10 protein-coding genes are annotated in these 12433 nt (G+C 73.9%); 2 read left to right on the top strand and 8 right to left on the bottom strand.

Annotated features, from left to right (window positions below; translation table 11 throughout):
* Positions 1-13: 13 nt before the first annotated feature.
* Entirely contained in the window at positions 14-166 is a 153-nt protein-coding gene (locus tag BLV05_RS35900; protein WP_157524273.1) for a hypothetical protein, read from the top strand.
* 418 nt (positions 167-584) lie between these two features.
* Here BLV05_RS35900 and BLV05_RS19240 read toward each other — a convergent pair whose 3' ends face one another.
* The 7 genes from BLV05_RS19240 to BLV05_RS19210 all read right to left on the bottom strand — a co-directional run bounded on the left by BLV05_RS19240 (position 585) and on the right by BLV05_RS19210 (position 8873).
* Positions 585-971 carry a cupin domain-containing protein gene (locus tag BLV05_RS19240; protein WP_046771018.1) on the bottom strand — a complete coding sequence of 129 codons (387 nt, stop codon included), beginning with the start codon at positions 969-971 and terminating at the stop codon, positions 585-587.
* 13 nt (positions 972-984) lie between these two features.
* Positions 985-1761 carry an ABC transporter ATP-binding protein gene (locus BLV05_RS19235; RefSeq protein WP_046771017.1) on the bottom strand — a complete coding sequence of 259 codons (777 nt, stop codon included), beginning with the start codon at positions 1759-1761 and terminating at the stop codon, positions 985-987.
* Positions 1758-3503 carry a dipeptide/oligopeptide/nickel ABC transporter permease/ATP-binding protein gene (locus BLV05_RS19230; protein WP_052762846.1) on the bottom strand — a complete coding sequence of 582 codons (1746 nt, stop codon included), beginning with the start codon at positions 3501-3503 and terminating at the stop codon, positions 1758-1760. Before BLV05_RS19230 ends, BLV05_RS19235 begins: the two co-directional genes overlap by 4 nt.
* 2 nt (positions 3504-3505) lie before the next feature.
* Positions 3506-4456 carry an ABC transporter permease gene (locus BLV05_RS19225; protein ID WP_046771016.1) on the bottom strand — a complete coding sequence of 317 codons (951 nt, stop codon included), beginning with the start codon at positions 4454-4456 and terminating at the stop codon, positions 3506-3508.
* Between the two features lie 132 nt (positions 4457-4588).
* Complete coding sequence (locus BLV05_RS19220; protein WP_046771015.1) at positions 4589-6181, bottom strand: ABC transporter substrate-binding protein; 1593 nt, start codon at positions 6179-6181, stop codon at positions 4589-4591.
* Positions 6182-6189: 8 nt separating this feature from the next.
* On the bottom strand, positions 6190-7770 hold the full coding sequence (locus tag BLV05_RS19215; protein ID WP_052762845.1) for a hydantoinase/oxoprolinase N-terminal domain-containing protein: 1581 nt from the start codon (positions 7768-7770) through the stop codon (positions 6190-6192).
* Positions 7767-8873 carry a DUF917 domain-containing protein gene (locus tag BLV05_RS19210; protein WP_197683207.1) on the bottom strand — a complete coding sequence of 369 codons (1107 nt, stop codon included), beginning with the start codon at positions 8871-8873 and terminating at the stop codon, positions 7767-7769. Before BLV05_RS19210 ends, BLV05_RS19215 begins: the two co-directional genes overlap by 4 nt.
* Positions 8874-8946: 73 nt before the next feature.
* Here BLV05_RS19210 and BLV05_RS19205 point away from each other — a divergent pair, with 73 nt between their 5' ends.
* Complete coding sequence (locus BLV05_RS19205; protein ID WP_046771014.1) at positions 8947-10479, top strand: PucR family transcriptional regulator; 1533 nt, start codon at positions 8947-8949, stop codon at positions 10477-10479.
* 118 nt (positions 10480-10597) lie between these two features.
* On the opposite strand, the gene BLV05_RS19200 is transcribed toward BLV05_RS19205, so the two are convergent.
* On the bottom strand, positions 10598-12352 hold the full coding sequence (locus tag BLV05_RS19200; protein ID WP_046771013.1) for an MOSC domain-containing protein: 1755 nt from the start codon (positions 12350-12352) through the stop codon (positions 10598-10600).
* Positions 12353-12433: the final 81 nt, after the last annotated feature.

Here is a 12433-nt window from a genome sequence, read left to right as displayed (position 1 = left end):
GGCGACCACTGGCGTGAGGGAGCCTGTTGCGCTTTCGGCGGTCGACGCGCTGAAGCCGGAGATCTTCCTGCCCGCGTCACGCGCCGACGACCCGGTGCCGCCCTTGGCAAGGCTGGTCGTCGTGCCGGCGCCCGATATGCCCGACCTGGTGCAGCGACCAGGCTAGCCAAGGCGGTGCGGGCGTCGCGACGAGAACGGCGGCCGCCGAAGGTTCTTCGGCAACGCCCGCACCGCGCCATTCCGCACTGGCGCCGGGGCGCCAGCGATCGCCGGTAGTAGACCACCACCGGCCCACTCAGCGCTCGGCAGCCGACCACCCCTTGCCCGCCCCTGTGGACACCACCGGTCACCGGCGATCGCTGGTGTCAGGGAGCCTGTTGCTTTTTGAAAGATGAGAACGATGTTCATCCACGGGGCAACTTGGCCGCTGCAAAGGCGCTGGTCAGCGAGGTGGGCTTTCGCCATTTGATCAAGGGCCCTCCACTTGGGCCTATTTTCAGCCCGTTTTCGCGTTGTTCCCCCCACCTCGCCTGGACGGAGCCTCATTCAGCAACAGGCTCCAGGGCGCCAGCAATCGCCGATGATCATCGGAGCAGGTTGCCGTCGGGCGGGCCGAAGAGGAGGACGAGCTCGGCCGGGGCGTCGGACTCGTTCCGAACCCCGTGCGCGACCCCTTGCGGGACGTACACGGCGTCGCCCGGGCGCAGCACGGCCTCTTCGTCCGCGACGGTCATGACGACCTCGCCGGCCACCACCAGGTACAGCTCGTCCTCGCTCAGCTCCGAGCAGCTGGCCGGGTCGCCGGCCAGGTGCAGGTGCGAGCCCTCCTCGGCGCCGGGCTCGAGGTGGTAGAGCATCACCGACGTCGGCAGCTCGGTCCGCTCGCGGAAATACCACTCGACGCCGACCGGACCGCGGCCCTCGTAGAGGGACCAGTCGTGATGGTCGTCGCCACGGCGCTGCACCAGCATCCGAACCTCCCGGTCAGACGTCCTCGAACTCCATCCGGCGGCCGAGCACCGGCACGGCCTTGAGCAGCTCCCGCGTGTACGGGTCGGCCGGGTCGCGCAGCAGCGCCTCGGTCTCGCCGGCCTCGACGATCCGCCCGTGCCGCATGACGCAGATCTCGTCGCTGATGTAGCGCACGACGGCGAGGTTGTGCGAGATGAACAGGATCGACAGGTCGAGGTCGCGCTGCAGCTCGCGCAGCAGGTTGAGGACGGCGCCCTGCACCGACACGTCCAGCGCCGACGTGACCTCGTCGGCGATCAGCACGGCGGGCTCGCCGGCCAGCGCGCGGGCGATGGTGATGCGCTGGCGCTGACCGCCCGAGAACGCCGCCGGCAGCTCGTTCGCGCGGGCCGGGTCGACGTGGACCTGGCCCAGCAGCTCGCGGACGCGGGCGGCCTTCGCCTCGCGCGACCAGCGCCGCCCGGTCGCCCGGGTCGCCTCGGCGATCGAGGCGCCGACGGGCATCAGCGGGTCGAGGGCCGAGAACGGGTCCTGGAAGATCAGCTGCGTGCGCCGCCGCGCGCGGGTGACGGTGGCGCCGCGGCCGGTGACGCTCGCGCCGCCGACGCGGATGTCGCCGGACGAGGGGCGCACCAGGCCGACGACCGCGTTCGCGATCGAGCTCTTGCCCGAGCCCGACTCCCCCACGAGCCCGACGGTCCGGCCCTGCGGCACGGCCAGCGACACGCGGTCGACGGCCAGCTCGCGCCGGTACCGCACCGTGAGGTCGTCGATCTCGAGGGCGTTCATGCCGTGCTCCCGTCCCCGGCGATCACCGGCAGCGGCCGGCTGCGGTCCGAGCTCATGTCGGGCAGGCAGGCCACCAGCGCCCGCGTGTACGGGTGCTGCGCGTCCTGTCGGATCCGCCCGGCGTCCAGCTCCTCGACCACCAGGCCGTCCTTCATGACGACGACGCGGTCGCAGAACGCCGAGACCAGCGCGATGTCGTGCGAGATGAACACGATGGCCGCGCCGGAGTCGCGCTGGGCCCGGCGCAGCACGGCCATGACCTGCCGCTGGACGGTGACGTCCAGCGCGGTGGTCGGCTCGTCGGCGATCAGCAGCGTCGGCCGACCGGTCAGCGCCATGCCGATCATCGCGCGCTGGCGCATGCCGCCGGAGAACTCGTGCGGGTAGCGGCGCAGCCGGCGCTCCGGCTCGGGAATGCTGACGACCCGCAGCGCCTCCGCGGCGCGCTCGCGGGCCTGGGACCGCGACATCCCGAGGTGCACCTCGGGAACCTCGGTCAACTGCCGGCCGATCGTGAGCGCGGGGTTGAGCGAGGTCAGCGGGTCCTGGAACACCATGCCGAGCCCGGCGCCGACCCGGCCGGCGTCGGCGCGCGACAGCGGGCGGGCCAGGTCGATGCCGTCGAACGTGCGCGTGGCGGCGGTGACGACGGCGGGCCGCGCCAGCAGCCCGGCCAGCGCCAGCGCCGTCAGCGACTTCCCCGAGCCCGACTCCCCCACGATGCCGACGGTCTCGCCCGGCGCGACGGTCAGGTCGACGCCGCGGACGCGCTCGACGAGGCCGCCGTCGCCGTCGGGGAACGCGACCCGCAGGCCGCGCACCTCGGCGACCGGCCGCGCCCGGTCCGGGGCGGGGGCGGCGTCCGGGACGTCGTCCACCGGGATGCCCGCCGCGGCCTTCGCCAGCCGGGCGAGGGCGCGTACGCCGTGACCGCGCCGGCTCGCCAGCGCCTCGCTGGCCAGCGTGAACACCAGGCCGGCGAGGACGATCGCGAGGCCCGGCCCGATCGCCGCCATCGGGTTCAGGTAGATGCGGGCGATGCCCTCGCGCAGCAGCCGCCCCCAGTCGTACTCCGGCGCCTGCACGCCCAGGCCGAGGAAGGACAGCCCGGCGAACGACAGCAGCGTGACGCTCGCGGTCGCCGCCGTGTTCACCAGCAGCGGGCCGCGGATGTTGGGCAGCACGTGCCGGCCCAGCACCCCCAACGGGCCGACGCCGGCCACGCGCGCGGCCCGGACGAAGTCGCGTCCGGACAGCGACGAGGCCATCGTGTAGACCAGCCGGGCGATGGACGGGACACCGGCGAAGCCGATCGCCAGCATCGCGCCGACCGCGCTGGCGCCCCAGATCGCCGAGAAGAACAGCACCAGCAGCAGCCACGGGAACGCGAGCAGGATGTCCATGAAGCCGGTGACCAGCCGGCGCGCGACGCGCGGCAGCACCGCCGCAACCAGCCCCAGGACGACGCCGCCGGCCATCGTGATCGCGGTCGCGCCGAGGGTCAGGACGAGCGACAGCCGCGCCGCGGCCAGCACGCGAGCGAACAGGTCGCGGCCGAGCTCGTCGGTCCCGAACGGGTGCGCCACCGACGGCCCCAGCATCCGGTCGGCCACCGACGTCGCCTCGGCCGGCGACCCCCACACGACCGGGCCGAGCACGGCCACCGCGGCCAGCACGAGGGTGCCCACCAGGGCGGCGACGGCGGTCGGCGTGCGCAGCCGGGAACGCTTCGAGGCGGGCATGGTCACCCTTCCGCGATCGAGGAACGGGGGTCCACGGTGATGAGGATCAGGTCGACGACGAGGTTCACGCCGAGCACCGTGAGGGCGTACACGAGCACGACGCCCTGGATCATCGGGTAGTCCTTGCCGCCGACCGCCGCGACGGTCACCTCGCCCAGCCCCGGGATGGCGAAGACCATCTCGACCAGGACGGTCGCGGCCGTCAGCCCGCTGAGGATGAGGCCGCCGACGGTCAGCGAGGCGGTGACGATGTTCGGCAGCGCGTGCCGCAGGTACACCAGCCGGGCGGGCAGCCGCTTGCTGCGCGCCGTCGTCATGTAGGTGGAGTCGAGGACGGTGAACATCTCGACCTGCACGATCCGCGCCAGGTACGCCATCGGCCCGAGCGCCAGCGTGAGCACCGGCAGGACCAGATGCTGCGGATCCCCCCAGCCGGCGACGGGCAGCAGCCCCAGCGAGACGCTGAACACCGCGATCATCCCGACGGCGAGCAGGAAGCTGGGGATCGCGATCAGCATGCCGAGCACGCTCGACACGACGCCGTCGACGACCCCGTGCCGGCCCGACCGCGCCGAGATCGCCGCGGCGACGCCGATCGGCAGCGCGCCGACGACGGTGACGACGAACGCCAGCACCGCGAGCGTCAGCGTGCTGGGGAACCGCTGCGCGATCGTCTCGCCGACCGGGCGCTGGGTGCGGATGGAGACGCCGAAGTCGCCGCGCAGCAGCCCGGCGACATAGTCGGTGAACTGCTGCAGCAGCGGCTGGTCCAGCCCCAGCTCGGCGCGCGTCGCCGCGACCAGCTCAGGCGTCGCGCTCGGCCCGAGCGCCGCCCGGACCGGGTCCCCCGGCACGAGGTGGACGATGAGGAACGTCGCCACCACCACGACCGCGAGCGACACGGCGAGCCGTCCCAGCCGGCGCAGCAGGAAGGCGAGCCGCGGCGACAGCATCGGCCAGTCGCGGCGGTCGCGCGGCCGCGCCGGCGGCGGTGTTCCGCCGTCGGTCGCGGGCCGCGCGAGCGGGGATACGGCTGCCCCATTCGGGACTGACGTCAGACCTCGCGGTCGGCTGTCAACCACCTGTCAGCCCAGCATCCGGATGGTCGTCGGCATGATGAAGTTCGGCATCTCGAACGTCGCCCCGCTCATGTACGTCGGGAGGATGTTGTCGGCGACCGGGAACACGTCGAACCGCTCGATCAGCTCCGCCTCCGCCTGCTGCCACAGGTCACAGGTCTGCTCCGGGCTCGCCTCCTTCGCCTGGGCGACGAGCGCCTCGTACTCGGGGTTGTCGACGAACATGAAGTTGAGGCCGCCCTCGTCGGGCGTCGCGCCGGCGAAGAAGGTCGACAGCACCACCGGCCCGCCGGGCGCCACCTGCACCCAGCCGGTGTCCCAGTCGAAGGTCTGGTAGAGCTGCTCGGACCACGCGGCGGCGTCGTTCGCCGACAGCTCGGTCGTGACGCCCAGCTGGTCCCAGGTCTGCTTGACCAGCTCCGCGGCGGGTGCGTGCGTCGGGGTCGGCGCGTCGTAGATGAACTTGACGGTGAGCGGCTCACCGTCCTTGTACCGCAGCCTGTCCTCCGCGAGCGCCCAGCCGGCCTGGTCGAGCAGCTCGCCGGCCCGTTCCAGGCTGGTCTCGGGCAGCGTCCAGCCCGCCTCGTCCGGCACGCAGAGCAGCGGGTTGCGCACGACCAGCGACACCGACGGGATCGCCTCGCCGTCGGCGATGACGGTGCCCACCTCGTCGCGGTCGATCGCGGTGGCCAGCGCCTCTCTGACCAGCGGGTCGGCGACGGCGCGGTCGGCGCGCTCGTTGAACATGATCTCGCCGACCGGGTTGCGGACGCCGGCGAACTCGAGCCCGGCGGCGTCGACGCGGACCCGGTCGGCGCCGCTGATGCTGGACGCGTTGATCTCGCCCGAGAGCAGCAGGTTGGCCGCCGTCGACTCGTCGCCGATGACCCGCAGCTCGACGGCGTCGGGCTGGCCCTCGGTGTCGCTGGTGACGCCGTCAGGCCCCCAGGTGTAGTCGTCGCGCCTGGTGAACCGGTACGACGCGCCAGGCTCGGCCTCGGTGAGCGGGAACAGGCCGGTGCCGTCCGTGGTCTCGGACAGCGCCGTGGGGTCGGTCAGTCCGGTGTCGCACACCATGAGGATCGTGCCGACGTTGGCGACGAGGAACGGGTCGTTGGCGGCGCTGGTGACGGTCAGCGTGTTGCCGTCGGCGGTCGCGGTGACCGCCTCGGTGACCTGCGAGCCGTAGTAGAAGGTCGCGTTGGCCGGGTCGGTGTTGTAGGCGAGGTTCGCCGCCGCGGTCTCGGCCGTGAACGGCGTGCCGTCGGCGCAGGTGATGCCGTCCTTCAGGGTGAAGACGACCTCGGTGCCGGTCTCCGTCCACTCCTCGGCGAGCCACGGCTCGAGCTCGCCGTCGGGGTTGACGTACACCAGCGCCTCGTAGGCCATCCCGATGACCTCCCAGGTGTCGAACGTGACCGCCTGCATCGGGTTCAGGTCGCCCGGGTCGCCGGCGATGGACTTGACGAACGTGCCGCCGGAGACCACGTCCGTGCTGGCCTCGTCGCCGTCGTCGCCGGCGCCGGAACAGGCGGCCAGCGCGACGGCCAGTGTGATCGCGAGGATGACCGTGGTCACCGATGTGGTGCTGCGTCTCATCTCTCTCCTCAGGTGCGTGAGGCGGCCGTCGCGCGCAGGTCCGCGAGTGGCCCAGCGGCCTTCACGGAGACCCGCACGGTGGGCCGTGTGGTGTAGGAGATCGGGGTCTCGACGACGTCGACGACGTCGACCCGCAGCGGGTCGGCCCCGGCCTGGATGGCTCGTTCGATCGCCGCCTTGGAGGCGGTGTCGAGAGCGGCGTCGCGGTCCTCGACGTCGCTGAGCTGATCGGCGCGGCCGCCCGCGAGCGAGATGGCCGCGCCCACGGCATTGGCGACGTCGCCGTGGCCGGGCCGGACGATCGCCCCGGCCCCGGGCAGCCCGTCCGGCACCAGGAAGCCGGCCCCGCCGACGACGACCAGGGGCAGGTCGGCCCGGCCGAGCGACAGCCGCTCGACCGCCACCTCGAGCCGTTCGCGGGCGTGGTCGAGCGCCCGGCGCAGCGCCGTCTTGTCCGCGCCGGGCAGGCTCGGCAGCGTCCGGCCGTCGATCGACGCGCCCTCCAGCGCCGCGGCGTCGGTCAGCGTCGGCGTCGCGCCGCCGAACAGCAGCGCCTCCCGCTCGATGCTGTAGCCGACCGAGCCGGGTCCGACGGCGCCGGTGGCGAGGTCGACGGTGGTGCCGCCGCCGATGCCCAGGCTCAGGATGTCGGGCATGCGGAAGTTCGTGCGGACGCCGCCGATCTCGCGCGGCAGCGTCGACTCGCGCGGGAACCCGTTCAGGAGCACGCCGAGGTCGGACGTGGTGCCGCCGACGTCGACGACGATCGCCTCGTCCGCACCGGACAGGAAGGCGGCGCCGCGGATGGAGTTCGCCGGGCCGGACCCGATCGTGAGCACCGGGTACTGCACGGCGTAGTCGAGCGACATCAGCGTGCCGTCGTTCTGCGCGAAGTACGTCACCGCGTCGAGTCCCTGCTCGTCGACGACGGTGCGCAGCGCCCGTGTCACGCCGCGCGCGATGCCGTGCAGCGCGGCGTTCAGCACGGTCGCGTTCTCGCGCTCCAGCAGCCCGGCCGGGCCGATGTCCTGGCTGAGGAACACCCGGACGTCGGGGCCGAGCCGGTCGCGCAGCAGGGCGGCGACCTCCTGCTCCTGCTCGGGGTACGAGGGCGCGAAGATCCCGGTGACGGCGACGGCGTCGAACGCGCCGAGGCCGTCGAGGAAGCGGAGGATGCCGTCGCGGTCGAGCGGCGCGATCGGGGCGCCGTCGACCATGTGCCCGCCACGCACCATGGCGGTGCCGGCGATCCCGGCCGCGGTGAGGTCGTCCGGCCAGCCCGTGACCGGCGGGTACTCGGTCGCCGCCGGCGCGCCGAGGCGGATGACGGCGACGCGTTCGAGGCCGCGGCGGCTGACGATCGCGTTCGTCGCGTGCGTCGTGCCGAGCATCACCCGCGACACCCGGGCGCGGTCGTCGCCGAGCCGGTCCAGCACGTGCGCGATGCCGTGCCGGATGCCGCCCGTGACGTCCGGGGTGGTCGGCTGCTTCGTGCTGGCCAGCACGGTGCCGGCGCCGTCGAGCACGACGGCGTCGGTGTTCGTGCCGCCGACGTCGACCCCGACCGACAGGTCCCGGGCCGCCGTCACCGCGGGCCGCCCTCGAACGGCACGTACGGCAGGTCGTAGCCGAACGCGCGCGGCCCGGCCAGCTCGAGTCCGCGCGGTGTCCGCCAGAGCGGGTCGCAGGCCCAGGCCAGCACCGCGACGCGCTGGCCGAAGGCGAGCAGCTCGGTCGAGATCGCGTGGCCGGTCTCGGCGTCGACGATCGTGACGAGGTCGGGCACGCTCACCAGCACCTCGCCGTCCTCGAGCACGACGAGGTTCTCGTTCTGCAGTTCGATGCGTTGCAGCCGGCCGCGGTCGGCGCCGGTGCCGGCGATGGTGACCGAGCCGCGGACGAAGCCGCCCTCGGTGCGGCGGGCGACGTCGACGACCTTGCCGGTGAGCAGCACCGCGGCGGCCAACTCGGCGGCGACGGCGGCGACCGGCTCGGTCGCGGCGAGCAGCGCCCGGCCGACCGCGACGGCGCGGCTGACGGTGCCCGCGATGACCGCGCCCGGCGCCGTCTCGGCGGTGAGCAGGTAGTGGGCGCCGAGGCAGACCCCGCCGCTGGACACCGTGATGGCCCTTGCGTGGCGTTCCAGCCAGCGCAGGTCGACGGTCCGGAGCACGACGACGTTGCCGATGACGTCGCCCATCACCGAGAAGTCGCAGGGCACGCCGACGACGTTCGGCGCGATCATCGTCGCCTCCGGGAACGCGCGGCCCATGCCGTCGGCGTCGAGCACCTTGAGCCCGAGGCGTGCGGCCCAGCCGATCGGGCTGACGCCGTTGCTGCCGCCGATCTCCGCCGGCATGAGCGCGGTGATCGGGCGGCCCGCCACGACCTCGGCCTCGCGCATGATCGCCTCGACCTGCGTCGCCGACGACAGCATCTCGATGCCCACGGTGGGCGCGCCGATGCCGGACATCATGATGACGGCGTCGTCGGCTGTGAGGTCGTCCAGCGAGAGCAGCGGGACCGGGCCGTGCCGCTGGAGCGCGTGCTCGGCGGCGAGCTGGGCGGTCTGCACCGCGCCGCCCCCGCCGGTGCCGAAGATGGCGGCGCCGGCGGCCAGCGCGGAGACGTCGGCTGCGGAGACCACCGCGAGCGCCTCACGAGGCGGTGCGACGGACGTGGGGGTGACCATGTGCCGACGCTAGGGGGCACGTGAGTGAGCCGCAATGTGTTGATCGCCCAGAGAATCCGGCATGATTGTGCTCATGGCACAGTGGTCCGTGGCCGACCTCCTCGCTCACGCCGACCGGCTCGGGCTGCACCCGATCGCCGGGCCCGTCACGGGCGCCCGCGTCGAGCGCGTGGACATCGCCGAGCTCGGCGGGCTCGACGCGCTGGAGGCCGGCACGCTCGCCATCGTGCCGGCGCACGAGAACCCGGCGCCGTACCTGGTGGACGTCGCGCTGCGGCGGGCGAGCGCGCGCGGGGTGGCCGGCCTGGTCTTCACGACCGACCTCACGCTCGCCGAGACGGCGGTCTCGCTGGCCGAGCGCGGCGGCGTCGCCGTCCTGTCGGCGCCGGCGGCGAAGCTGTCCGACCTGGCCGTCGCGATCGACCGGCTGCTGTCCGGCGGTGCGTCGGAGACGATGACCCGCGCCGCGTACGCGATCGAGCGGGCGACGGCGGCGGCGGGCCTTGCTGACGCGTCGGTCGACGACGTCCTGCTGGCCGCGAGCCAGGCGCTCGGCGTGCCGTTCTCCCTCGTCGACGACCCGGCCGTGACCTGGGCCGACAACGACGCCGTGTGCGTCGGCGAGGTGCCGATCGGCCGGCTGGTGGCCGCGGCACCGTCCGGCGTGGCTGCGCCGGACGGCGTGGCGCCGGAGGGGGCTGCGCCGGACGGGGCGACCGCCCTCGTCGGGCCGGTGGTGGCGTCGCTGGCCTCGCGGGTGGCGCAGCGGCATGTGCGCGACCGGTTCGCGCCGACCCGGTCGCGCGCCGACCTGATCGTGGAGCTCGTCCTGGCGGAGTCCGCCCGGGTGGACGGGTTCGTCGGGCAGGCGGCCCAGCTGGGGTTCCCGCTGCAGCTCTCCCACGTCGTCGGGTGGCTCAAGCCGACCGGCCTGACCGACCCCGACGCGCGCCCGCCCCGCAGCGTCGAGCCCGCGCTCGAGCTGTTCGCGCTGGAGCTGGTGGCCGCACGCGAGGAGATGTGGCACATCGCGTTCATCCAGGACGACCTGCTGATCGTCAGCACCGAGTCGCACGGCGCCGGCGACCACCAGCGCCGGCTGCGCGAGGTCGCCACCCGGATCCAGCGGCACGCCGGCACGCTGGCCGGGCCGGACTGGGCCTACACGCTGGGCCTCGGCACCCCGCAGCTCGGCGCCGCCGGGCTGCGTCAATCGGCTGCCGAGGCGCGCATCGCGGCGGAGTCGGCCGTCGCCGCGGGCCGGCCGGGCGACGTCGAGCTCACCGACGTGACCGGCCTGCGCCGCGTGCTGCTGGACCTGTACGCGTCGCCGATCAGCCGCAACCTGCTGGGCGACATCCTGGCGCCGCTCGACGCGCTCGGCCCGGAGCGCTCGGCGACGGCGGTCCGGACGCTGCTGTCGTACCTCTCCCACCGCAACTCGCTCGCGCAGGCGGCCCGCGAGCTGAACCTGCACCCCAACGCCGTCGGCTACCGGCTCAAGCGCATCCGCGAGGTGCTGCAGCTCGACCTCGACGACCCGGACACCCGGTTCTCCGTCGAGCTGGCCTGCCGGGTGCGGCTGCTCGGCGCCAGCCGCCACTGACCGCGCGCCCCTTCGAGTTGATCATGGAGAAGGTGGGCTCTGGATCGCGCTCAGGGCCGACCTTCTCCATGATCAACAGGGTCGGGCGCGGGCGGGCGGGCGTCGGAGCCGGGCGCGGTCAGGGTGGTGGCGGCTCGACCTCCACCCGGTCCGACCGCGGGTAGCTCGTGCACAGCAGCACCCGCCGCTCGCCGCCGGGCGTCATCGTCACGGGTCCGTCGACGTCGCCGCAGAGCAGGCGCGACTCGCAGGTGCGGCAGCTGCCGGCACGGCAGTCGTAGGGCAGCTCCAGTCCGTGGTCCTCGGCGAGCTCGAGCAGGCTCCGCTCCCGTTCGGCGACCCAGGTCACCTCCAGGTCGCGGGAGCCGAACCGCACCGTCGCGTCCGTCCGGCGAGTCGGCAGGCCCGGCGCGGCGGCCGCGGCGAAGTCCTCGGCGCGGACGAGGTCGGGGTTGGCGCCGGCCTCGATCAGGCCGCCGCGCACCGATGCGGTGAACTCGGCGGAGCCGCAGACGTAGACGTCGCTCTCGAACCAGGGGATGCCGGCCCGGCCGTCCGCCGTCCGGAGGTAGTTGCCGCGCAGGACGCCCACGACCCGCTCGGCGGTGATCCGGCTGTGGTGGACGGTCGCGCCACCCGCCGGCGGCCCGGCGGCCGACCCCGTCCGCGAGTGGAAGTAGTGCAGGTGGAGGTCGTCGTGCCGGGCGAACAGGTCGTCGAGGTAGCCGCGGAAGGCGGTGCGGTCGCGGTCCGGCGCACCGTACAGCAACCACAGCGGCGGCACGTGCCCGTCGCGGTCGAGGTGGGCCTGGATCATCGCGATCATCGGCGTGATCCCGATGCCGGCGGCGACCAGCACGACCGGCCGGAACGTGCCACGGTCCAGGCGGAACTCCCCCGCCGGCGCGCGCAGCTCGACCGACAGATTGCCGGCAGGCGCCCGCGCCAGCGCCGCGCCGCCCCGTCCGCCGGGACGTCGGCTGACCGTGATCCGATACCGGCCGGGGTCGCGCTCGTAGCTCGACAGACTCCACGTCCGCACGACCGGCTCCCCGCCGGGCTCGGTCAGCCGGACGACGACGTGCTGGCCGGCCCGGAACCCGGGCAGCTCGCCGCCGTCGGCCGGCCGGAGGAGGTACGAGGTCGCCTCGGCCGTCTCCGCGACGACGTCGTCGATCTCGAAGCGCCGCCAGCCGGGCCAGCCGCCGCCCGCCGCGCTCGCGTCGCGTTCCAGGTTCGCGACCTTCAGCGTCAACGCGCCGCGGGCGGTCGGGCTCAGGTGCTCCGACGCCAGCGCGCGGTCGATCAGGCCCCGCTCCTCCGCGGTGATGCGCGTGCTCGAATCGCACAGTCGCGACAGCGCCGCGACGGTCGGAGCGCCGTCGTCCCGGCCGATCGGCGTGAACCGGTCGCCCGGCCGCACGACGCCCGGCTCGAGCACGCCGAAGTACGCGCCCGACCGGCCGGACAGCCGGAACCGGCGCATGAACGTCTTCGGCTGCCCGAGCCGCCAGGTGAGCTTCCAGCACGGGACCCGCGGGCCGGTCACCACGAGGACCGCGGTGCCGACGCGGAAGGTGTCGCCGACCCGCAGCCCCGACTGGTCCAGCGTGTCGAGCGTCAGGTTCTCCGCGAACCAGCCGTCGGTCCAGGTCTCGCGTGGGACGCCCAACTCCTCGGCCCAGTGGTCGTAGCTCGCCCGGTCGAAGGCGTACAGGTGGTCGCTGTGCGCGGCGACCTCGTCACCGCGTGCGCCGGTCGGCGTGATCACCCACGGCTCCGGCATTGGCTCCTTCACGTACGCGGTGCGGACCCGTTCACCGTCGATCAGCTGGGTGCGGATCCGGCCCGCGTTGAAGCCGAGGAGCCGCATGCCGCCGACGCTAGGCGCGTTGGTGGCCACTCACAATGTGGCGGCGGCACTGAGCTTGCGGCAGAACTGTGGTCCGGGCAC

This window comes from Jiangella alkaliphila (genome assembly GCF_900105925.1).
GTDB lineage: Bacteria > Actinomycetota > Actinomycetes > Jiangellales > Jiangellaceae > Jiangella > Jiangella alkaliphila.
The sequence above is the reverse complement of the archived record's forward strand: the minus strand, read 5'-3'. Positions and strand labels throughout refer to the sequence as shown.